General features: G+C 65.8%; 19 protein-coding genes and 1 tRNA gene. All 20 read left to right on the top strand.

What is annotated here, in order from left to right; genetic code table 11:
* Positions 1–27 precede the first annotated feature (27 nt).
* Positions 28–990: a PIG-L deacetylase family protein gene (locus VI08_RS01605; RefSeq protein ID WP_052697618.1), complete on the top strand. Its 963-nt coding sequence runs from the start codon at positions 28–30 to the stop codon at positions 988–990.
* A gap of 37 nt (positions 991–1,027) precedes the next feature.
* Positions 1,028–1,387 carry a PilZ domain-containing protein gene (locus VI08_RS01600; RefSeq protein WP_045827795.1) on the top strand — a complete coding sequence of 120 codons (360 nt, stop codon included), beginning with the start codon at positions 1,028–1,030 and terminating at the stop codon, positions 1,385–1,387.
* A gap of 270 nt (positions 1,388–1,657) precedes the next feature.
* Entirely contained in the window at positions 1,658–2,014 is a 357-nt protein-coding gene (locus VI08_RS01595) for an NADH-quinone oxidoreductase subunit A (RefSeq protein ID WP_045827794.1), read from the top strand.
* Positions 2,005–2,559 (top strand): NuoB/complex I 20 kDa subunit family protein, encoded by a 555-nt coding sequence (locus VI08_RS01590; protein WP_045827793.1) that lies wholly within the window; start codon positions 2,005–2,007, stop codon positions 2,557–2,559. Before VI08_RS01595 ends, VI08_RS01590 begins: the two co-directional genes overlap by 10 nt.
* A gap of 12 nt (positions 2,560–2,571) precedes the next feature.
* The gene (locus VI08_RS01585) at positions 2,572–3,300 is read left to right on the top strand and encodes an NADH-quinone oxidoreductase subunit C (protein ID WP_045827792.1); all 729 of its coding nucleotides are present in this window, start codon (positions 2,572–2,574) and stop codon (positions 3,298–3,300) included.
* A gap of 27 nt (positions 3,301–3,327) precedes the next feature.
* Positions 3,328–4,557: an NADH-quinone oxidoreductase subunit D gene (locus VI08_RS01580; RefSeq protein ID WP_232309441.1), complete on the top strand. Its 1,230-nt coding sequence runs from the start codon at positions 3,328–3,330 to the stop codon at positions 4,555–4,557.
* A 21-nt stretch (positions 4,558–4,578) separates the two neighbouring features.
* Complete coding sequence (nuoE, locus tag VI08_RS01575) at positions 4,579–5,106, top strand: NADH-quinone oxidoreductase subunit NuoE (protein WP_045827790.1); 528 nt, start codon at positions 4,579–4,581, stop codon at positions 5,104–5,106.
* Between the two features lie 10 nt (positions 5,107–5,116).
* Positions 5,117–6,460: an NADH-quinone oxidoreductase subunit NuoF gene (nuoF, locus tag VI08_RS01570; RefSeq protein ID WP_045827789.1), complete on the top strand. Its 1,344-nt coding sequence runs from the start codon at positions 5,117–5,119 to the stop codon at positions 6,458–6,460.
* A complete protein-coding gene (gene nuoG, locus VI08_RS01565) occupies positions 6,457–8,772 on the top strand; it encodes an NADH-quinone oxidoreductase subunit NuoG (protein WP_045827788.1) in 2,316 nt (771 codons plus the stop codon). Before nuoF ends, nuoG begins: the two co-directional genes overlap by 4 nt.
* Before the next feature lie 3 nt (positions 8,773–8,775).
* Positions 8,776–9,798 carry an NADH-quinone oxidoreductase subunit NuoH gene (nuoH, locus tag VI08_RS01560; protein ID WP_045827787.1) on the top strand — a complete coding sequence of 341 codons (1,023 nt, stop codon included), beginning with the start codon at positions 8,776–8,778 and terminating at the stop codon, positions 9,796–9,798.
* A 6-nt stretch (positions 9,799–9,804) separates the two neighbouring features.
* Complete coding sequence (gene nuoI, locus VI08_RS01555; RefSeq protein ID WP_045827786.1) at positions 9,805–10,296, top strand: NADH-quinone oxidoreductase subunit NuoI; 492 nt, start codon at positions 9,805–9,807, stop codon at positions 10,294–10,296.
* Between the two features lie 18 nt (positions 10,297–10,314).
* Positions 10,315–10,977, top strand: coding sequence for an NADH-quinone oxidoreductase subunit J (locus VI08_RS01550; protein WP_045827785.1), 663 nt, complete (start codon positions 10,315–10,317; stop codon positions 10,975–10,977).
* The gene (gene nuoK / locus VI08_RS01545) at positions 10,974–11,279 is read left to right on the top strand and encodes an NADH-quinone oxidoreductase subunit NuoK (protein ID WP_045827784.1); all 306 of its coding nucleotides are present in this window, start codon (positions 10,974–10,976) and stop codon (positions 11,277–11,279) included. Before VI08_RS01550 ends, nuoK begins: the two co-directional genes overlap by 4 nt.
* A 4-nt stretch (positions 11,280–11,283) precedes the next feature.
* The gene (gene nuoL / locus VI08_RS01540; RefSeq protein ID WP_045827783.1) at positions 11,284–13,341 is read left to right on the top strand and encodes an NADH-quinone oxidoreductase subunit L; all 2,058 of its coding nucleotides are present in this window, start codon (positions 11,284–11,286) and stop codon (positions 13,339–13,341) included.
* Positions 13,342–13,355: 14 nt separating this feature from the next.
* Positions 13,356–14,867 (top strand): NADH-quinone oxidoreductase subunit M, encoded by a 1,512-nt coding sequence (locus VI08_RS01535; protein ID WP_045827782.1) that lies wholly within the window; start codon positions 13,356–13,358, stop codon positions 14,865–14,867.
* A gap of 14 nt (positions 14,868–14,881) precedes the next feature.
* Positions 14,882–16,342, top strand: a complete 1,461-nt coding sequence (gene nuoN, locus VI08_RS01530) for an NADH-quinone oxidoreductase subunit NuoN (protein ID WP_045827781.1) — start codon at positions 14,882–14,884, stop codon at positions 16,340–16,342.
* 61 nt (positions 16,343–16,403) lie between these two features.
* A tRNA-Met gene (locus VI08_RS01525) sits at positions 16,404–16,480 on the top strand.
* Positions 16,481–16,598: 118 nt separating this feature from the next.
* Positions 16,599–18,155: a transglutaminase-like domain-containing protein gene (locus VI08_RS01520; RefSeq protein WP_045827780.1), complete on the top strand. Its 1,557-nt coding sequence runs from the start codon at positions 16,599–16,601 to the stop codon at positions 18,153–18,155.
* Between the two features lie 59 nt (positions 18,156–18,214).
* Positions 18,215–19,090 (top strand): AraC family transcriptional regulator, encoded by an 876-nt coding sequence (locus VI08_RS01515; RefSeq protein WP_045827779.1) that lies wholly within the window; start codon positions 18,215–18,217, stop codon positions 19,088–19,090.
* A gap of 284 nt (positions 19,091–19,374) precedes the next feature.
* The gene (locus tag VI08_RS01510; RefSeq protein ID WP_045827778.1) at positions 19,375–21,642 is read left to right on the top strand and encodes a protease pro-enzyme activation domain-containing protein; all 2,268 of its coding nucleotides are present in this window, start codon (positions 19,375–19,377) and stop codon (positions 21,640–21,642) included.
* Positions 21,643–21,669: the final 27 nt, after the last annotated feature.

Raw genomic sequence — 21,669 nt, 5'->3', positions numbered from 1 at the left:
ATCCACGCCGTTCGCCTTAATCGCGCCGTGCCCACCGCCCCCACCATCGACGCCACGACGCGCCTGCTCGTCATCGCCCCGCACCCGGACGACGAGTCGCTGGCCGCGGGGATGCTGATCCAGCGCTGCCTTGCCCTCGGTGGCACGGTCGACGTGGCCTTGCTCACCGATGGGGACGACAACCCTTGGCCACAGCGCTGGGATGAGAAACGTCTCATCATCGGCGCGGCGGGCCGCCGGCGCTGGGGCGCGCGCCGCCGCCAGGAGGTCGCTTCGGCCCTTTCCCTGCTGGGCGTCGAGCCCGCGCGGTTCCATCCCATGGGCTGGCACGACATGCAGGTGACCACCGAGCTGCGCCACCGCCACGCGGACGCCGTGGGCGCGTTGCGGGCCGTGGTCGCCGCCATGGGGCCCACGCTCGTCGTCATCCCCGACCTCGGTGATCGGCACCCCGACCACGGTGCCGCCCATGTGCTGGCCCGCCTGGCGCTCCACGACGCCGGCTCCACGGCCGAGGTGCTCACCTACATGGTCCACGGCACCGAGGCCTGCGCCCCTGAAGACCTGATCGTGCCGGATGCCGACCCTGGGCGGCAGGGCATCAAGACCGCTGCCGTGCAGGCCCATGCCACCCAGATGGTGCTTAGCCGCGAACGCATGCTCGCGCTGGCATCGCGCCCGGAGCGTTTCGACCGGCCGCCGCCGCCCGTGGCGGGCGATACCCTGCGCCTGCCATGGCGGCCAGGCCGTTTCGCACGGGCCCGCCTGCGCGTGCTGCTGGCCGACGGGCAGGGGAGCCGGCACTGGACCTGGCGCGGCGCGCCACTGGAGCGCGACGGCGACGACTGGCTGCTGGCGCTGCGCCCCGTGCCCGGGCCTGCCTTCGTCAAGCTCACCGCCGACCTTTCCACGCCCTGGATTTACGACCGCTATGGCTGGGTCTGCCAGGATCCGGCGCCGCCCGGGCTTGTGGCCCGGCCGCCCGCCTAGCTAGGATGGCCGCCAGACCAGGGAATCTGCCGAATTTATGAATGCCACCAGCCCGTCGCCGCGCCAGGGCATCCTGTCGCTGAAGATCAAGGACGTGAATTCCCTGTACATCTCGTACATGCCGTTCCTGAAAACCGGCGGCCTGTTCGCCCCCACGGCCCAGCGCTATAACCTGGGCGATGAAGTCGCCCTGCTGGTCACCCTCATCGACGACAACGAGCGCCTCTCCGTTGCCGGAAAGGTGGTGTGGATCACCCCGGTGGGGGCGCAAGGTAACCGTACCGCGGGCGTGGGCATCCAGTTCAACGAATCGCCAGAGAGCGAAGCCGCCCGGCAGCGCATCGAGGCCCTCCTGGCCGGCTCCCTCAATTCCGAGCGCCCAACCCAGACGATGTAACCGCCAGGCAGGGGAAATTCGGGGTTTGCACCATCATGGACCTGTTTTTCTTCCATTAAGACTTGTCGGCATACCTGCACGCACTGGTACAATAGATCGGTTCCCCAACGTGAGATTGTGGATCTCCGGAGTCGTTGGCGCGCCTGGCGCGTCCGACCGGATCGGTCCGTTTGGATCGATTCGATAAAAGCTCCGGCGCCCCTAGCCGGACCGCTCGTCCCCGTCGACGGTCACTGATGCGCCCAGTGAGGCGCGGAGGTACGCAGCATCGTGCTCGCCCAATATTGGCCCGTCCTGTTGTTCATAGCCGTGGCCGTCGGCCTAGGCGTGGTGCTCATGGTCCTCGGCATGCTCGCCGGCCCCAAGCGCCCCGATGCGGAAAAACTCTCGCCCTACGAGTGCGGCTTCGAAGCCTTCGAAGATGCCCGCATGAAGTTCGACGTGCGTTATTACCTCATCGCCATCCTCTTCATTATTTTCGACCTCGAAATCGCCTTCCTTTTCCCGTGGGCCGTGGTGTTCGACAAGATCGGGCTCATCGCACTGGTTGAAATGGCACTGTTCCTGGCGCTGCTCGTGGTCGGTTTCGGTTATGTCTGGAAGAAGGGAGCGCTCGAATGGGAGTGATGACCACCATCGACCGGGTGATGCACAACCCGCAGCCCCTCAACCTCGTCGACGACATCATCCGCCCCAATGGCGATGCCCCGGTGCCGCAGCGCGGCTTCGGCGTCACCAGCGTGGACGCCCTGATGAACTGGGCACGCACCGGCTCCATGTGGCCGATGACGTTCGGCCTGGCATGCTGCGCGGTTGAGATGATGCACGCGGGCGCCGCGCGCCTCGACCTCGACCGCTTCGGCGTCGTGTTCCGTCCCAGCCCCCGCCAGTCCGACGTGATGATCGTCGCCGGCACCCTGGTCAACAAGATGGCCCCCGCGCTGCGCAAGGTCTACGACCAGATGCCCGAGCCGAAGTGGGTCATCTCCATGGGCTCGTGCGCCAATGGCGGCGGCTACTACCACTATTCGTATTCGGTCGTGCGTGGCTGCGATCGCATCGTGCCGGTCGACATCTACGTGCCGGGTTGCCCGCCGACGGCCGAAGCGCTGATCCACGGCATCCTGCAGCTGCAGAAGAAGATCCGCCGCACCCACACGATCGCGCGCTAACAGGGCCTGCACATGAGCGTTAACAACGAGACCTCGCTGGTCGAACGCCTCGCCGCGCGCTTCGGCGACATGCTGGCGGTGAAGGTCGAACGCAACGAAGTCACCGCCGAGGTCGCCCCGCGCGACCTCATCGCCGTGGCCACCGCGCTGCGCGACGAGGCGGGCTTCCGCTTCACCGTCTTCATCGACGTCTGCGGCGTCGATTACCTCAGCTACGGCAAGACCGAATGGGACACCGACACCGCGCAGGGCGAAAGCTTCTCGCGTGGCGTCGAGGGCCAGGCCGTCGGCCGCTTCACCTGGGCCGAACGCCCGCGCCCGGCCGACCTGCCGCGCCGCTTCGCCTCGGTGTACCAGCTACTGTCGATCGAGCATAACCAGCGCATCCGCCTGCGCGCGTTCGCTGAGGACGACAATTTCCCGGTGGTGCCGTCGGTCACGGGCATCTGGCCGGGCGCCGACTGGTTCGAGCGCGAGGCGTTCGACCTCTACGGCATCATTTACGACGGCCACCCCGACCTTCGCCGCATCCTTACCGACTACGGTTTCGTCGGCCATCCGTTCCGCAAGGATTTCCCGCTCATCGGCAACGTCGAGGTCCGCTACGACGCCGAGCAGAAGCGTGTTGTCTACGAACCGGTCTCGATCGAGCCGCGCGTGCTGGTGCCGCGCACGATCCGCAACGATGCCGACCTCGATCAGGCCAGGGCGGAAGCCGCCGACCGCTGGCGGGAGAATTAAGCCGTGGAAGAAATCCGCAATTACACGATGAACTTCGGCCCGCAGCACCCTGCTGCGCACGGCGTGCTGCGCCTGGTGCTGGAAATGGACGGCGAGACCATCGTCCGTGCCGACCCACACATCGGCCTGCTGCACCGTGGCACCGAAAAGCTGGCCGAGTCCAAGCCGTTCAACCAGTCCATCGGTTACATGGATCGCCTCGATTACGTCTCGATGATGTGCAACGAGCACGCCTACGTGCGCGCCATCGAGAACCTCATGGGCATCGAGGCCCCGGTGCGCGCGCAGTACATCCGCACCATGTTCGACGAGATCACCCGCATCCTGAACCACCTCATGTGGGTGGGTTCGAACGCGCTCGATCTTGGCGCCATGGCCGTGTTCCTCTACGCGTTCCGCGAGCGCGAGGAACTCATGGACGTGTACGAGGCCGTCTCCGGCGCCCGCATGCACGCCACGTACTACCGCCCGGGTGGCGTGTACCGCGACCTGCCCGAGCAGATGCCGCAGTACCGCGAATCGCCGTGGCACAAGGGCGGCGACCTGAAGCGCCTCAACACGTGGCGCGAAGGCTCGATGCTGGACTACCTCACGGAGTTCACCAACGATTTCCCGGCGCGCGTGGATGAGTACGAACTGCTGCTCACCAACAACCGTATCTGGAAGCAGCGTACGGTCGGCATCGGCGTGGTCGACCCTGACAAGGCGCAGGCCTGGGGCATGACGGGCGCCATGCTGCGCGGCTCTGGCATCGCGTGGGATCTGCGCAAGAAGCAGCCGTACGCCGCCTACGAGCACATGGATTTCGACATCCCGGTGGGCGTCAACGGCGATTGCTACGACCGCTACCTGGTGCGCGTGGAAGAAATGCGCCAGTCGAACCGCATCATCCGCCAGTGCGTGGAATGGCTGAAGGCCAACCCGGGCCCGGTCATGGTGCAGAACTACAAGGTCGCCCCGCCCAGCCGTGTCGAGATGAAGAACGACATGGAAGCGCTGATCCACCACTTCAAGCTCTTCACCGAGGGCTATGGCGTCCCCGCCGGCGAGACCTACGCCGCGGTGGAGGCACCGAAGGGTGAGTTTGGCTGCTACCTCATGTCCGACGGTGCCAACAAGCCGTTCCGCGTGCACCTGCGCGCGCCGGGCTTCGCGCATCTTTCTTCGATGGACGCGTTCGTGCGTGGCCACATGCTCGCCGACGTCGTCGCGATGATCGGCACCTACGATCTCGTCTTCGGCGAAGTCGACCGCTAAGTCGACGGAGTACACAGAATCATGAAAGCCACCGGTCATTTCGAGCAGGTGAAGGACGTCGATCCGATCGCCGTGCTCAACGATCACACCCGGCAGCACATCGACCACTGGGTCGGCAAGTTCCCGCCGGATCGCAAGCGCTCGGCGCTCATCCAGTCGCTCATGGCGGCGCAGGAGCAGAACCAGGGTTACCTCACCGACGCGCTGATCACCGCCGTCGCCAAGTACCTCGACCTGCCGCCGATCTGGGCATACGAAGTCGCGAGCTTCTACTCGATGTTCGAGACCACGCCCGTGGGCCGCAACAACGTCGCCATCTGCACCAACATCTCGTGCTGGCTCAACGGCGCCGAGGGCCTCGTGCGCCACTGCGAGAAGAAGCTGGGCATCAAGACGGGCGAAAGCACCGCCGACGGCCGCATCTACCTCAAGCAGGAAGAGGAATGCCTGGCCGCGTGTGCTGGCGCGCCGATGATGGTGGTCAACGGTCATTACCACGAGAAGCTGACGGCCGAATCGGTCGACGCGATCCTCGACGGTCTGAAGTGAGGTAAGGGCAATGGCTAGCACCACTGGTCCGGTCGGACCCGCACCCAAGGAACACCAGGTCGTCTACACGACCCTGCATTTCGAAAAGCCCTGGTCGCTCGAGAGCTACGAGAAGGTCGACGGCTGGAAGGCGTGGCGCAAGATCCTGGCTGAAAAGCCCGATCCGGCCGCGCTGATCGAAGAGATCAAGAAGAGCTCGCTGCGCGGCCGCGGCGGCGCCGGCTTCCCCACCGGCCTGAAGTGGTCGTTCATGCCGCGCACGGCGCCGGGCCAGAAGTACATCCTGTGCAACTCGGACGAATCCGAGCCGGGCACCTGCAAGGACCGCGACATCCTGCGCTTCAACCCGCATGCGGTGCTCGAGGGCCTGGCCATCGCGTGCTACTGCACCGGTTCCACCGTGGCCTACAACTACCTGCGCGGTGAGTTCCACCACGAGCCGTTCGAGCACATCGAGGAAGCCCTGAAGGAAGCGTACGCCGCTGGCCTGCTGGGCAAGGACATCGACGGCTCCGGCATCGACGTGGATATCTACAACGCGCTGGGCGCGGGCGCCTACATCTGCGGTGAAGAAACCGCGCTGATGGAGTCGCTCGAGGGCAAGAAGGGCCAGCCGCGCTTCAAGCCGCCGTTCCCGGCCGGCTTCGGTCTCTATGGCCGCCCGACCACCATCAACAACACCGAAACCTACGCCTCGGTGCCGGCCATCCTGCGCAACGGCGCGGAGTGGTTCCTCAACATCGGCAAGCCGAACAACGGCGGCCCCAAGATCTTCTCGGTGTCCGGGCACATCAACAACCCGGGTAACTTCGAGATCAAGCTTGGCACCCCGTTCTCCGAGCTGCTGGAGATGGCGGGCGGCGTCCGCAACGGCCACAAGCTGAAGGCGGTGATCCCGGGCGGCTCCTCCATGAAGGTGCTGCCGGCCGACAAGATGATGGAATGCACCATGGATTACGACTCGCTGCAGAAGGCGGGTTCGGGCCTGGGCTCCGGCGCGGTCATCGTGATGGACGAGAAGACCTGCATGGTGCGCGCCTGCCATCGCATCTCGCGTTTCTACATGGCCGAGTCGTGCGGCCAGTGCACCCCGTGCCGCGAAGGCACCGGCTGGATGCACCGCGTGCTGTCGCGCATCGTCGAGGGCAAGGGCACGCAGGACGACCTGCACCGCCTGAAGGCCGTCGCCGGCCAGATCGAAGGCCACACCATCTGCGCGTTCGGCGAGGCCGCCGCGTGGCCGGTGCAGGGCTTCCTGCACCACTTCTGGCACGAATTCGAATACTACGTGCAGCATGGCCGTTCCATCGTGGACGGCCCGGCTGACACGGCCACCACTGGAGTCGCTGCATGAGTGCGCAGCCCGTAGCCAACGCCGCGCCGGATCTCGTCAACGTCGAAATCGACGGCGTGCCGGTGCAGGTAGCCAAGGGGTCGATGATCATCCAGGCGGCCGATGCCGTCGGCATCGCCATCCCGCGCTTCTGCTACCACCGCAAGCTCCCGATCGCCGCCAACTGCCGCATGTGCCTGGTGGAAATCGAGAAGATGCCCAAGCCGGCACCGGCATGCGCCACGCCGGTGGGCGAGGGCATGAAGGTGTTCACGCGTTCCGACAAGGCGCTGAAGTCGCAGCGCAACGTCATGGAATTCCTGCTCATCAACCACCCGCTGGATTGCCCCATCTGCGACCAGGGCGGTGAGTGCGAGCTGCAGGACGTCTCGCTCGGCTACGGCCGTTCGGTATCGCGCTATGTCGAGCGCAAGCGCACGGTGGCCGACGAGAACCTCGGCCCCCTGATCGCCACCGAAATGACCCGCTGCATCCAGTGCACGCGCTGCGTCCGCTTCACCAGCGAGATCGCCGGCACGTACGAGCTGGGTGGCATGAGCCGCGGCGAAAACCTCGAGATCGGCACCTACATCGGCAAGACGATCGAGAGCGAACTGTCGGGCAACATCATCGACGTCTGCCCGGTCGGCGCGCTGACCAACAAGCCGTTCCAGTTCCAGGCCCGCGCCTGGGAGCTGATCGCACGCCCGTCGGTGGCCTACCACGACGCGCTGGGTTCGAACCTGTGGCTGCACACCCGCCGTGGCGAAGTGCTGCGCACCGTGCCGCGCGATAACGAATCGATCAACGAGTGCTGGCTCTCGGACCGCGACCGCTACAGCCACCAGGGCCTGTACGCGGCCGACCGCGTCAAGGCGCCGATGGTGAAGCGTAACGGCCAGTGGGCCACCACCACGTGGGACGACGCGCTGTCGGTGGCCCGCGAAGCGCTCAAGAGCGTCGCCGGTGCCGACCTCGGTATCCTGGTGAACCCGGCCACCACGAACGAGGAGGGCGAGCTTATCGTCCGCCTCGCCCGTGGCCTGGGCAGCGCCCATGTCGACCACCGCCTGCGCCAGCTCGACTTCGCCGACAACGCGTTCGCCAGGCCCTTCGCGGCGCCGGTCGCGTCGCTCGACAAGGTGAAGACCGCGCTGCTGGTCGGTTCCGACCTGCGCTACGAAGTGCCGCTCCTCAACCACCGCATCCGCCAGGCGGTGAAGAAGGGCGCCAAGGTGTTCGCCGTCAACCCGGCGCACTTCCACTTCAACTTCCCGCTCGCCGGTGAAGCCGTGGCCGCGCCGCACGCGCTGGTCGACGAGCTGCTGAAGCTCGCCAAGGCCGCCGCCGAGGCCGGTGCCACCGTGCCGGAGGCCATCGCGGCCGTCGTCAACGGTGCCGACACCACCGATGCCCACCGCGATGCCTACAAGGCGTTCGCAGGGGAGGGCGCCGTGGTCATCTTCGGCCACGCCGCCGCCAACCACCCGGAAGCCTCCTGGCTGCGCGCCATCGCGCGCTTCCTGGCCCAGGCCTCGGGTGCGGCGTTCAATGAAATCCCGGCCGGCGCCAACGCCATCGGCCTGTCGACCGTCGGCGTGCTGCCGACCGCTGGCGGCCTCGATGCGCGCGCCATGCTGGCGCAGCCCCGCAAGGGCTACGTGCTGTACAACGTCGAGCCGCCGTACGACTTCGCCGACGGCGCGCTGGCCCAGCAGGCCATGCACTCGGCGCAGACCGTCGTGGCTTTCGCCGCCTACGCTTCCGACGCCCTCAAGGATTCGGCCGACGTGATCCTGCCGATCGCGCTCACGCCGGAACTTGACGGCACGCTGGTGAACGCCGAGGGCACCGCCCAGGCCGTCACCGCGGGCGGCAAGGCCCCGGGCGAGGCCCGCGAGGGCTGGAAGGTGCTGCGTGCGCTGGGCGGTTCGCTCGGCGTCGCCGGCTTTGAGTTCGACGACCTGGCCGGCCTGCGCGATGGCATGGTCGAGCGCGCCGCCGACATCCGCGCGGTGCTCGGCCAGCGTGCCCCGGCCACGTCGCTGTCGCGCATCGCCACGGTGCCCATCTACCGTGCCGACGCCGTGCTGCGCCGCGCCGGTGCGCTGAACGCACACCCGCTGAACCGTCCCGCCGCCGTCCGCATCGCGGCCGACGACGCCAGCAAGCTTGGCCTGGCCGATGGCGGCAACGCCCGCGTCGGCGACAGCGTGCTGCCGGTGATCGTCGACGACGCGGTGCCGGCCGGTGCCGCGTGGATCGACGCCGCGCTTCCCGAAACCGCGATGCTGCCGCCGTACGGCGCCGCCATCACCCTGAGCAAGGCGTAACCCATGGCCGATCAACTCTTCGACCACCTCTTGCTGCCGGTGCTCTTCATCCTGGCGGTGGTCCTGCCGCTCGTCGTCACCGTCGCGCTCTATGTGTGGTGGGAACGCAAGGTGCTGGGCTGGATGCACGTCCGCATGGGGCCCAACAAGGTCGGCCCCGCCGGCCTGCTGCAGGCCTTCGCCGACGTGGTGAAGCTGCTCATCAAGGAAGTGGTGCTGCCGACCAACGCGAACAAGCTGCTCTACTTCCTCGCCCCGATGCTGGCCCTGGTGCCGGCGCTGGCGGCATGGGCGGTGGTGCCGTTCGCGCCGGGCGTGGTGCTCGCCAACGTCAACGCCGGCGTGCTGTACCTGCTGGCCATGACCTCGATGGGCGTCTACGGCATCATCCTGGCCGGCTGGTCGTCCAACTCGCGCTACGCGATGCTCGGCGCCATGCGCGCCGCGGCGCAGGTCATTTCGTACGAGCTGTCGATGGGCATGTCCATCGTCTGCGTGCTGGTGCTCACGGGCAGCCTCAACCTCACGGCCATCGTCGAGGCGCAGCACGGCAGCATCCTCAGCTGGTACTGGCTCCCGCTGCTGCCGGTCTTCATCATCTACTTCGTCTCCGGCGTGGCGGAAACCAACCGCGCACCGTTCGACGTGGCCGAAGGTGAATCGGAAATCGTCGCCGGTTTCCACGTGGAGTACTCCGGCTCGCCGTTCGCGCTGTTCTTCCTGGCCGAATACGCCAACATGATCCTGGTGAGCTTCCTCACCTCCATCCTGTTCATGGGTGGCTGGCTGTCGCCGTTCCCGGAGAGCTTCGGCTTCCTGGGCCACGCCAGCATCCTGTGGCTGTTCGCCAAGGTGTTCGTCTTTGCCTTCCTGTTCCTGTGGTTCCGCGCCAGCTTCCCGCGCTACCGCTATGACCAGATCATGCGCCTCGGCTGGAAGGTCTTCATCCCCATCACCATCGTGTGGGTCCTCGTCGCCGGCTGCATGAAGTATTTCGGCTGGGTCCACATCGGCACGGGAGCCTAAAGAGCCATGTCCCGCGTAACCCATTATTTCAAGAGCCTGCTGCTGCTCGAACTGTTCAAGGGCATGGGCCTGACCATGCGCTACATGTTCAAGCCGAAGTACACGATGCGCTACCCGTTCGAGCACATCCCCAAGTCGAACCGCTTCCGCGGCCTGCACGCCCTGCGCCGTTACGCCAACGGCGAAGAGCGGTGCATCGCGTGCAAGCTGTGCGAGGCGGTGTGCCCGGCGCTCGCCATCACCATCGACTCGGCCCCGCGCCCGGAAGACGGCCAGCGCCGCACCACGCGCTACGACATCGACCTGTTCAAGTGCATCTTCTGCGGCTTCTGCGAAGAGAGCTGCCCGGTCGATTCCATCGTCGAGACGCACGTGCACGAGTACCACATGGAACATCGCGGCGAGAACGTGGTGACCAAGGCCCAGCTGCTGGCCATTGGCGACCGCTTCGAGCAGGACATCGCTGCCGCCCGCGCCCAGGACGCGGCTTACCGCTAAGGGCCCCGGGAACCAACGATGAATAACGACCTGCTTCAACTCATCTGTTTCTACCTCTTCGGTGGCGTGGCCGTCATTGCCGGCCTCATGGTCATCAGCGTGCGCAACTCGGTGCATGCCGTGCTGTCGCTGGTGCTCACCTTCTTCAGCATGGCCTGCGTCTGGCTGCTGGCCGAGGCGGAGTTCCTCGCCATCGCCCTCGTCGTCGTCTACGTCGGCGCGGTGATGGTGCTGTTCCTGTTCGTGGTCATGATGCTCGACATCAAGCAGGAGGTGGTCCGCGAGGGCTTTATCCGCTACCTGCCGGTGGGCATCATCGTCGCCGTGGTCATGCTGGTCGAGATGCTGGCCATGATCGGCGTCAAGTCGATGCACGCCCACACGCTCGGCCCGAACCCTGCCGGCAACTCGAACGTCGCGTGGCTGGGCCAGGCCCTGTACACCGACTTCCTGCTGCCCTTCGAAATCGCCGCGCTGATCCTCACCGTGGGCGTGGTGGCCGCCGTGGCCCTCACGCTGCGCCAGCGCCTTGGCGTGCGCCACCAGTCGGCCGCCCAGCAGGTGTCCGTCAAGGCCACCGAGCGCGTGCGCGTGGTGAAGATGGCCCCCAGCCAGGTCGCCTCGGTGGTGCCGCCGCCGGCGCCCCCGGCCGCCGAACCGACGCAGGAGAACGCCAAGTGATCACGCTTTCCCATTACATCGTGCTCGGCGCGATCCTGTTCTGCATCGCCGTCGCCGGCGTGTTCATCAACCGCAAGAACGTGATCGTGCTGCTCATGGCGATCGAGCTCATGCTCCTCGCGGTGAACACCAACTTCGTGGCTTTCTCGCGCTTCTTCGGCGACGTGCAGGGCCAGGTGTTCGTGTTCTTCATCCTCACCGTGGCCGCGGCGGAATCCGCCATCGGCCTGGCGATTTTGGTGCTGCTGTTCCGCAACCGCAGCACCATCAACGTCGCCGAAATCGACAGCATGAAGGGTTGATCCGATGAGTCTCTCGCTTTCAATCCTGCTTACGATCGCACTGGCCCCGCTGGCCGGCGCGATCCTGGCCGGCTTCTTCGGCAAGGTCATCGGCCGGGCGGGGGCGCACAGCGCCACCATCCTGGGCGTGGCCATCGCCTGCGGCCTCTCGTTCTACGTGCTCTACCAGCTGGTGTGGGGCGGGGCGGCCAACTTCAACCAGGATGTCTACACCTGGTTTGAGATCGGCCGCTTCCACGCCTCGGTCGGCTTCATGGTCGACCGCCTCACCGCCATGATGATGGTGGTGGTCACCTTCGTGTCGCTGCTGGTGCACCTGTACACCATCGGCTACATGGCGGACGACCCGGGCTACCAGCGCTTCTTCAGCTACATCTCGCTCTTCACCTTCTCGATGCTGATGCTCGTCATGAGCAACAACTTCATGCAGCTGTTCTTCGGCTGGGAAGCGGTGGGCCTGGTGTCGTACCTGTTGATCGGCTTCTGGTACAAGCGCCCGACGGCCATCTTCGCCAACCTCAAGGCGTTCCTGGTCAACCGCGTGGGTGACTTCGGCTTCCTGCTGGGCATCTCGGCCGTGCTGTACTTCCTCGGCACGCTCGATTACCAGACCGCCTTCGACCACGCCCCCACGCTGGTCGGCAAGACCCTGCAGATCACGCAGAACCATGCGTGGGATGCCGCCACGGTGATCGGCATCTGCCTGTTCATCGGCGCCATGGGCAAGTCGGCCCAGGTGCCGCTGCACGTGTGGCTGCCCGATTCGATGGAAGGCCCGACCCCCATCTCGGCGCTGATCCACGCGGCCACCATGGTCACCGCGGGCATCTTCATGGTCGCCCGCATGTCGCCGATCTTCGAGCTCAGCGAAACGGCGCTGTCGTTCATCCTCGTCATCGGTTCCACCACCGCGTTCTTCACCGGCCTCATCGGCATCGTGCAGAACGACATCAAGCGCGTCATCGCGTACTCCACGCTCTCGCAGCTGGGCTACATGACTGTCGCGCTGGGCGTCTCCGCGTACAGCGGCGCCGTGTTCCACCTCATGACCCACGCCTTCTTCAAGGCGCTGCTGTTCCTCGGCGCCGGCTCGGTCATCATGGGCATGCACCACGAGCAGGACATGCGCTACATGGGCGGCCTGCGCAAGTACATGCCGGTCACCTGGATCACGATGTGGATCGGTTCGCTGGCCCTGGCCGGCACGCCGTTCTTCTCGGGCTTCTACTCGAAAGACGCGATCATTGAAGCCGTGGGTGAATCGCACCGCTGGGGTGCCACCTACGCGCACTGGTGCGTGCTCGGCGGTGTGTTCGTCACCTCGCTCTACAGCTTCCGCCTCCTGTACATGACCTTCCATGGCAAGGAGCGCTTCACGGTGGAGCACAAGGCGCATGGCCACCACGGCCACGACGCCCACGCCGACCACCATGACGATGCGCACGACGACCACGGCCACGGCACGCCGGGCGTGCTCGAGCACGCGCCGCACGAGTCGCCCTGGGTGGTGACGGTGCCGCTGGTGCTGCTGTCGATCCCCTCGATCCTGGTGGGCTTGTTCACCGTCAAGCCGATGCTGTTCGACGGCTGGTTCGGCAAGGCCATCCAGGTGAAGGAAGAGAACAACGTGCTGGGCGAGCTGGCCCACGAGTTCCACGGCGCGGTCGCCGCGGGCCTCCACGGCTTCACGCAGGCACCGTTCTGGATCGCCTTTGCCGGCTTCGCGGTCGCCACCTACGTGTACCTGTTCAACCCGTCCGTCGCCGACAAGGCGAAGAACGCGCTCAAGCCGGTGTACGAGCTGCTCAACCATAAGTACTGGATCGACGAACTGTACTTCGCGGTGTTCGCGAAGGGCGGCGTGAAGCTGGGCGAAGGCCTGTCGAAGGTGGGCGACCAGGCCATCATCGACGGCGCACTCGTCAACGGCTCGGCTGGCCTCGTGCAGCGCATCGCGGGTGGTGCACGCCGCCTGCAGTCCGGATTCCTCTTCCATTACGCGTTCGCCATGATCCTCGGCCTTATCCTGCTTCTCGGCGGGTACTGGCTGATCGGGCAATAAGGGAAACGAGCTTTATGTCGAATCACTTGCTCAGCCTGCTGATCTGGCTTCCGATCATCGGCGCCATCCCGGTGCTGCTGGCCGGCGCCGGCCGCCCGGGCCTCGCCCGCTGGCTTGCGCTGCTGGTGGCGGTGGCCACCTTCGCCGCCAGCCTTGCGCTCCTGCCTGGCTATGACGCCACCACCGGCACCATGCAGCTGGCGGAATCCTTCAGCTGGATCCCGTCGCTCGGCATCAACTACTCGCTGGCGGTCGACGGTATCTCCGTCGCACTGATCATCCTCACCACGTTCACCCAGATCCTCGTGATCGTGGGTGCATGGGAAGTGATCCAGAACAAGCCGCACCAGTACATGGCCGCCATGCTCGTCCTCGAGGGCTGCATGGTGGGTGTGTTCTGTGCCACGGACGCGCTGCTGTTCTACGTGTTCTTCGAGGCCATGCTGATCCCGATGTTCGTCATCATCGGTATCTGGGGTGGCCCGCGCCGCGTCTACGCCACGCTGAAGTTCTTCATCTACACGTTCTTCGGCTCGATCTTCATGCTGATCGGCCTGATCTACCTGTACCACAAGACCGGCGGCAGCTTCGCCCTGGCCGACATGGCCAAGGTGCCGCTCACGCTCACCGAGCAGAGCTGGCTGTTCTTCGCGTTCCTGCTGGGCTTCGCCATCAAGGTGCCCATGGTGCCGGTGCATACCTGGCTGCCGGATGCCCACGTGGAAGCGCCCACCGGCGGTTCGGTGGTGCTGGCCGCGGTGATGCTGAAGATCGGTGGCTACGGTTTCCTGCGCTTCTCGCTGCCCATCGTGCCGGATGCCTCCGAGCACTTCGCGTGGCTGATCATCCTGCTCTCGCTCATCGCCGTGTGCTACATCGGCTACGTGGCGCTGGTGCAGGGCGACATGAAGAAGCTGGTGGCGTACTCGTCCATCGCGCACATGGGTTTCGTCACCCTGGGCATCTTCATCGCCTTCATGCTGGTGCGCGAAGCCAACAACCCCGATGCCGCCCGCCTGGGCATGCAGGGTGCGATGGTTCAGATGATCTCGCACGGCTTCATCTCCGGCGCCATGTTCAGCTGCATCGGCGTGCTGTACGACCGCCTGCACTCGCGCCAGATCAAGGACTACGGCGGTGTCATCAACGTGATGCCGGTGTTCGCGCCGTTCTACGTGCTGTTCGCCATGGCCAACAGCGGCCTGCCGGGCACCAGCGGTTTCGTGGGCGAGTTCATGGTCATCCTGGCCTCGTTCAGTGCCAACCCGTGGATCGCGCTGTTCGCCGCCTTCACGCTGATCATCGGCGCGGCCTACACGCTGTGGATGGTGAAGCGCGTGCTGTGGGGTGACATCACCAACCCGCACGTGAAGGAACTGACGGACGTCAACGGGCGCGAGATCTTCATGCTCTCGGCGTTCGCCGCCGGTGTGCTGGTCTTCGGTATCTGGCCGGAGCCCCTGGTCCACCTCATGGATGCGTCGGTTGCTCGGATCGTCGAGCAGCTGGCCATTTCGAAAGTCTGAGCGGGAAATAGTCCATGCCTGGTATCAATGACATCCTTATCCTGCTCCCCGAGGCGTACCTGACGGTCGCCGCCTGCGTGCTGCTGGTGCTCGACGCCTGCCTCAAGGCCGGCCAGAAGGGCGCGGTGCACTGGCTTTCGGTGCTCGTCCTCCTCGTTGGCGCGTACCTGGTCGTGAGCGGCCAGCCCGATGGCAGCATCACCGCGTTCAGCGGCATGTTCGTGCGCGACGGCGTGGCCGAGGTGCTGAAGGTGTTCTCGCTGCTGCTCATGGCGGTCATCTTCATCTATGCCCGCCCGTACCTGAAGGATCGTGCCATACCGTTCGGCGAGTTCTACACGCTGTCGATCTTCGCCACGATCGGCATCATGTTCCTCGTCTCGGCGGGCAGCCTCGTCACCGTCTACCTCGGCCTCGAGCTGCTGACGCTGTCGTCGTATGCACTGGTTGCGCTGAACCGTGACTCGCGCCTCTCGTCCGAAGCGGCCATCAAGTACTTCGTGCTGGGCGCGCTGGCCTCGGGCATGCTGCTATACGGCATGTCGATGGTGTACGGCGCCACCCACAGCCTCGACCTTCATGCCATCCACGCCGCCATCGTTGGTGCGGAATGGCACACGCTGCTGCTGTTCGGCCTGGTGTTCATGATCGTGGGCATCGGCTTCAAGCTCGGCGCCGCGCCGTTCCACATGTGGATCCCGGACGTGTACCAGGGCTCGCCGACCGCCGTCACCGTGTTCATCGGTTCGGCGCAGAAGCTTGCCGCGTTCGCCATGGCCTACCGCCTGCTTTCCACCGGCATGGGCGATATCGCCGGCGGCACCACCGGCCTGGCCCCGCAGTGGCAGTTGATGCTGGCGGTGCTGGCCGTGCTTTCGCTGGCCATCGGCAACCTCGTCGCCCTCGTGCAGACGAACCTGAAGCGCCTGCTGGCGTACTCGACCATCTCGCACATGGGCTACCTGCTCGTGGGCATGGTCAACGCCGGGCCGGAAGGTTACTCGGCTTCCATGTTCTATGCCGTCAGCTACGCGCTCACCAGCGCCGCCGCGTTCGGCATGATCCTGGTGCTGTCGCGCGCCGGCTTCGAGTGCGAGGAGATCGACGACCTGAAGGGCCTGAACCAGCGTTCGCCGTGGTTCGCCTTCATGATGCTGCTGGTGATGTTCTCGCTGGCCGGCGTGCCGCCGCTGTTCGGTTTCTTCGGCAAGCTGCTGGTGCTGAAGGCGGCGATGGATGCGGGCTTCCTGTGGCTGGCCATCGCCGGCGCGGTGTTCGCCATCATCGGCCTGTACTACTACCTGCGCGTGGTGAAGGTCATGTACTTCGACCAGCCGAACGAGGGTACCGACGTGCGCGCCACGCCGGATGCCACGTCGCGCATCGTGTTGTCGCTCAACGCGATCGCGCTGCTCGTGCTCGGCTTCACCTGGTCGCCGCTGTTCGCGTGGTGCCAGCGCGCGTTTGGTGGGTAATAAAGTCGTAAGAAAGGGCTTGCAAGAACCTCGCCACGTAGCTATACTTTTTTGACTCTGATGCGGGGTGGAGCAGTCTGGCAGCTCGTCGGGCTCATAACCCGAAGGTCGTAGGTTCGAATCCTACCCCCGCTACCAGTTTTTCTAAAAGGCGCTGACTTTGGTCAGCGCCTTTTTCTTTTCTCAACTTCCTTTCACTTGACGCCGTTTGCTGGCACCTCTACACAGTCAGCACGCGATCAACGAAAGGAATCCCATGCGCGTCCGTTGTACGGTCCTTGCCGCCTGCCTCGCCGCCGTGCCCGCGGCGCACGCCACCGATACCTGGATGAGCGTCATGCTCGACGGCCAGAAGGTCGGCAAGGTGCATATCCAGCGCGATGTCGATGCGGACAGGGTCACCACCGTGCAGTCGATGGACATGCGGGTGAACCGGTTCAACACGCCCCTCGTGACGCATGCCGACGCCACGCTGGTCGAATCGGCCACGGGCGCGCCGATCAGCTTCTCGACGAAGACGGGGCAGGGTACGCAGCTGGTCGATATCGACGCCGAGCTGCATGGCCCAGGGGTATTCCAGGTGGCGACCAACGTAGGCGGCCAGACCAAGGTTGCCTTGTTGCAGTGGCCTGAGGGCGCTTTCATGCCGGAAGGCCAGCGGCTCGATATCCGCCGCCACGGCTTCGTCCCCGGCACGACGTACAGCCAGCGCGTCTTCCAGCCCGGCCGCCAGCAGGTCGCTGACGTCGAGGTCACCGTGGTGGGCGACGAACTGGTCGACCTCCCCGGCGGCGTGGAGCGGCTGCACCACCTGCGCCAGGTGCTCGCGGGTTCCAAGGGATCGCAGTGGACGGAAACGTGGGTGGATGACCAGGGCAATATCCGTCGCTCCATCTCGCCGCTGTACGCCTTCCGCCTCGAGATGGCCGCGTGCGACGAGGCGTGTGCCAAGGCGCCCGACCAGGATGTCGACGTACTGCGCAAGACCATGGCCGTATCGCCGCGGCTTATTCCCGGCAATGTCCGCTATGCCCCGATACGCTACGTCGTCGGGGTGAAGGGAAACCACCTGAACCCGTTCCTCGATACCGATGACCAGGACGTTCGCAAGGTGGCTGACGGGCTGTACGAAGTGGACGTGGGCGGCAACCGCCACCACGGCGACGAGCCGGGGCCGACCAGGGACGACACGCTGCCCAACCCGTGGGTGCAATCCGACGCCCCGGAGATCCGTGACGCAGCGCGGAAGATCGTAGGGAGCGCAACCACGCCGTTGAACCAGATGCGCCGGCTGCGCTCCTGGACCTCCGATCACCTGCGCGACAAGGGCCTCGACGTCGGTTATGCGACGGCGCTGGATACGCTGCGCGACCTTAACGGCGATTGCACCGAGCACGCTGTCCTGCTGGCGGCGTTCGCCCGCTCACTGGGCATCCCGGCGCGCGTGGTCACGGGTATCGTCTACGCCGATCGCTACGCGGGGGCCAACCGGGTCTTCATTCCCCATGCGTGGGTGCAGGCATGGGTGGATGAGCGATGGCAGAACTTCGATTCCGCCTTGACCCGGTACGACACCACGCACATCGCGATGGGCGCCGGCAGCGGTGACCCATGGCGCTTCTTCGCCGCCACGGCCACGCTTGGCTCGCTGCGCTTCGATCGCGTGACGCCGACGTCGGCCCTGATGGACATGCCGCCACCGTCGCCGAACTGGCAACCGAGCATGCCGCAGAACATGCCGCAGGGCATCCCGGCGCAGGACCGGGCACCGTCGGCACCCCCGGCGGGCGGTGGCGGCGGAGGCAAACGCTAATACCCGCACGCCGCAAGATCCGTCATGCGTGGCGGTGGCAGCGACGCTACGCTTGCCGCATGGACCACGACCGCTTCCGCCGCGTACTCGGCTATATCGACCACCACCTTGACCAGCCCTTGCCCCTTGAGGTGCTGGCAGCCGAGGCGGCTTATTCCTCGTTCCATTTCCATCGGCGCTTTGCCGCGCTGACCGGCATGGGCGTGCATCGGTACGTCCAGTTGTCACGGTTCAAACGGGCCGCATGGCAAGCGGCGTTCCGGCCCGATGTCACGGTGCTCGCCATGGCGCTCGACGCCGGGTACGAGAGTGCCGAGGCGTTCTCCCGCGCATTCAGCCAACGCCTTGGGCAATCGCCCGGGGCGTTCCGTGGGCAACCCGACTGGGCGCGCTGGGCAGGGGCATGGCACGACCTCGATAACGTAAGGAGATTCCATATGGCCGTTTCCCACGTGCACACGGACGTCCGCATCATCGCATTTCCCGGCATGCCCATCGCCAGCCTGGCGCACATCGGGCCGCCGGGGCACATCGGCGATACCATTCGCCGCTTCATCGCGTGGCGCCGTGCGCATGGCTTGCCGCCGTCGAGGGCGGCGACATGGAACCTCGTGTATGCCGATCCTGACGAGACGCCAGCCGATGCGTTCCGCATGGATATCGCCTGCAGTTGCGCGTACGTCGAGCCGAACGAGGCGGGTGTCGTCGCGGCCGTGATCGAAGCAGGGCGCTGCGCCGTCTTGCGCCACGAGGGTTCCGATGCCTTGCTTGCCGACAGCGTCCGCTACCTCTATGGCGAGTGGCTCAGCGCGACAGGCGAAGTGCCGCGTGATGCGCCGTTGTTCTTCCAGCGCGTGGCGTTCTTCCCCGATGTGCCCGAACACGAAGCCGTCACCGATATCTACCTGCCGCTGGCTACACGGCAGCCATCGTAAGAACGTGCGCATGCGTCACGGCGAACGGATCCAAGCCCCCTCCCGCTGGTCGCTGAACAACGCACTCGGACACACGACGTACGTCACACACTCTGTTCGACCGTCAACCAGATCGATTCAAATGAAAGGTTGGCGAAAGTTCCTACAGCGCCTTCTCGATGGTCAGGGGGAGAGAAGGCGTAACGGCCGGGGGTTCGAAATTTCCTGCGCCGGGGCGCCTGCAGTGACTACGCCGCCACGCAATGTGTGCGGCTTCCTACGGGCAAACGAAGGAACACAACGCAATGAAGATCGATGCTTTTCGCGTCACTCGGAAGACGGCATTGACGGTCGCGATCACCCTCGCGATGACCACCCTGGGGGCGCATGCGGAAGATGCATGGGTGTCCACGAATACGAAGGCGGCGCTGCTGCCGGCCGCCACGGCGCAGACCCTGGCCGCCAATAGCACGACGGGGGCTACGGCCGTATCGGCCGGGTACAAGATCAACATGACCGGCCAGCCCGCTATCCAGGGTGCGGCCGTGACAGCGATGGCGGCGGACCACCCGCTGCATGTCGTCGTCGGCATGAAGCTGCGCAACGCCGACCAGCTGCAGGCGTTCCTGCATAACGTCACCACGCCCGGCAACCCGGCCTATGGGCAATTCCTGTCGCCCGACCAGTTCAAGGCGCAATACGGGCCCACGCAGGCCCAGGTGGACGCCGTGGTGGCACACCTGCGCCAGTCGGGCTTCACGAACATCGAGGTGGCGCCGAACAACCTGCTCATCTCGGCGGACGGTAATGCCGGTGCCGCCACCAACGGCTTCCACACCAGCATCAAGCGCTTCGATGCGGGCGGCCGCGAGTTCTTCGCTAACGACACGCCGGCGCTCGTGCCCGCTGCCCTGGGTGACTCGGTCAACAGCGTGCTTGGCCTGCAGAACGTCAGCGTGAAGCACACGCTCCACCACGTGTTCCACCCCGAGCGCGTGACGCAGCCGGGCCCCGCGTCGAGCACGCTGGCCGCCGCGGCGGTAAGCGCGCACCACCCGCAGGACTTCGCCGCGATCTACGGCGGCAGCAGCGTGCCGGCCGCGACGAATACCGCGGTGGGCATCATCACCTGGGGTTCCATCACGCAGACCGTGAGCGACCTCAACAGCTTCACCTCGAGCGCCGGCCTTGCGACGGTCAACAGCACCATTACGAAGGTGGGCAGTGGCACGTTCGCCAACGACCCGGATTCGAACGGCGAATGGTCGCTCGACAGCCAGGACATCGTGGGTATCGCCGGCGGCGTGAAGCAGCTCATCTTCTACACCTCGCCGAACGGCAGCTCGACCTCGAGCGGCATCACCGACGCGGGCATCACGGCGACCTACAACAAGGCAGTGACCGACAACATCGCCAAGCTCATCAATGTGTCGCTGGGTGAAGACGAGACCGCCGCCGAAGAGTCGGGTACGCAGGCCGCGGACGATGCCATCTTCCAGCAGGCCGTCGCGCAAGGCCAGATCTTCTCCATCGCCTCGGGCGACGCCGGTGTTTACCAGTGGTCGCAGGATCCGCTCTCGGGTTCGCCGGGCTACGTGGCCAACTCGGCGGGCACGGTGAAGATCGACCTCACCCATTACTCGGTGAGCGAGCCGGCGAGCTCGCCCTACGTCATCCAGGTAGGCGGCACGCAGCTGTCCACCAGTGGCACCGCGTGGTCGGGCGAAACGGTATGGAACGAGGGCCTCGCCGCCATCGCGCCGAGCCAGGGTGACAACAACCAGCGCCTGTGGGCGACGGGCGGCGGCACCAGTCTCTACGAGGCCGCGCCCTCGTGGCAGTCGTCGGTGTCGAGCAGCACCAAGCGCGTCGGCCCCGACGTGGCGTTCGATGCGGCGTCCTCGTCCGGCGCGCTGATCGTCGTCAACGGGTCCACCGAACAGGTGGGCGGTACCTCGCTGGCATCACCGCTGTTCGTCGGCGCATTCGCCCGCATCGAATCGGCCGCCAACAACGGCATCGGCTTCCCGGCGTCGAAGTTCTATGCCGCGTTCCCCACCCAGGCCTCGCTGCTGCATGACGTGACCTCGGGCAACAACGGCTACCAGAACCATGGTTACACCGCGGGCTCCGGGTTCGACGAAGCCACGGGTTTCGGCAGCTTCGACATCGGCAAGCTCAACACCTACGCCCAGGCGAACTGGGTGACGGGTGGCACCGGTGGCGGTGGCACGGGCACCGGCGGTGGCGGTACCTCGGGTAACCAGCTGTCGAACGGCGTGGCGGCCACGGGTCTCTCCGCGGCGAAGAACGGCCAGGTGCAGTACACCGTGGCCGTGCCCGCCGGCGCGAAGAACCTGAAGATCGCCATTTCCGGCGGTAGCGGCGATGCCGATCTGTACGTGAAGTTCGGCTCCGCGCCGACGACGTCCAGCTACAGCTGCCGTCCGTACCTCACCGGCAATGCCGAGTCGTGCTCGTTCACCTCGCCGCAGGCGGGCACGTACTACGTGATGCTCAACGGCTACGCCGCGTTCTCGGGCGTCTCGCTGAAGGCGACCTGGACCAACTAAGCGGCTGGCAGGGTGGGGCGCCCGTCC

Source organism: Luteibacter yeojuensis (genome assembly GCF_000964085.1).
GTDB classification, from domain to species: Bacteria; Pseudomonadota; Gammaproteobacteria; order Xanthomonadales; family Rhodanobacteraceae; genus Luteibacter; species Luteibacter yeojuensis_A.
This window is presented reverse-complemented; position numbering and strand designations above follow the sequence as displayed.

What these genes read in the sequence shown, in the direction of transcription:
- VI08_RS01600 (WP_045827795.1), top strand. Translation starts at nt 1,028, where the DNA reads ATGAATGCCACCAGCCCGTCGCCGCGCCAGGGCATCCTGTCGCTGAAG.
- VI08_RS01590 (WP_045827793.1), top strand. Translation starts at nt 2,005, where the DNA reads ATGGGAGTGATGACCACCATCGACCGGGTGATGCACAACCCGCAGCCC.
- VI08_RS01585 (WP_045827792.1), top strand. Translation starts at nt 2,572, where the DNA reads ATGAGCGTTAACAACGAGACCTCGCTGGTCGAACGCCTCGCCGCGCGC.
- VI08_RS01580 (WP_232309441.1), top strand. Translation starts at nt 3,328, where the DNA reads ATGAACTTCGGCCCGCAGCACCCTGCTGCGCACGGCGTGCTGCGCCTG.
- nuoE (WP_045827790.1), top strand. Translation starts at nt 4,579, where the DNA reads ATGAAAGCCACCGGTCATTTCGAGCAGGTGAAGGACGTCGATCCGATC.
- nuoF (WP_045827789.1), top strand. Translation starts at nt 5,117, where the DNA reads ATGGCTAGCACCACTGGTCCGGTCGGACCCGCACCCAAGGAACACCAG.
- nuoG (WP_045827788.1), top strand. Translation starts at nt 6,457, where the DNA reads ATGAGTGCGCAGCCCGTAGCCAACGCCGCGCCGGATCTCGTCAACGTC.
- nuoH (WP_045827787.1), top strand. Translation starts at nt 8,776, where the DNA reads ATGGCCGATCAACTCTTCGACCACCTCTTGCTGCCGGTGCTCTTCATC.
- nuoI (WP_045827786.1), top strand. Translation starts at nt 9,805, where the DNA reads ATGTCCCGCGTAACCCATTATTTCAAGAGCCTGCTGCTGCTCGAACTG.
- VI08_RS01550 (WP_045827785.1), top strand. Translation starts at nt 10,315, where the DNA reads ATGAATAACGACCTGCTTCAACTCATCTGTTTCTACCTCTTCGGTGGC.
- nuoL (WP_045827783.1), top strand. Translation starts at nt 11,284, where the DNA reads ATGAGTCTCTCGCTTTCAATCCTGCTTACGATCGCACTGGCCCCGCTG.
- VI08_RS01535 (WP_045827782.1), top strand. Translation starts at nt 13,356, where the DNA reads ATGTCGAATCACTTGCTCAGCCTGCTGATCTGGCTTCCGATCATCGGC.
- nuoN (WP_045827781.1), top strand. Translation starts at nt 14,882, where the DNA reads ATGCCTGGTATCAATGACATCCTTATCCTGCTCCCCGAGGCGTACCTG.
- VI08_RS01520 (WP_045827780.1), top strand. Translation starts at nt 16,599, where the DNA reads ATGCGCGTCCGTTGTACGGTCCTTGCCGCCTGCCTCGCCGCCGTGCCC.
- VI08_RS01515 (WP_045827779.1), top strand. Translation starts at nt 18,215, where the DNA reads ATGGACCACGACCGCTTCCGCCGCGTACTCGGCTATATCGACCACCAC.
- VI08_RS01510 (WP_045827778.1), top strand. Translation starts at nt 19,375, where the DNA reads ATGAAGATCGATGCTTTTCGCGTCACTCGGAAGACGGCATTGACGGTC.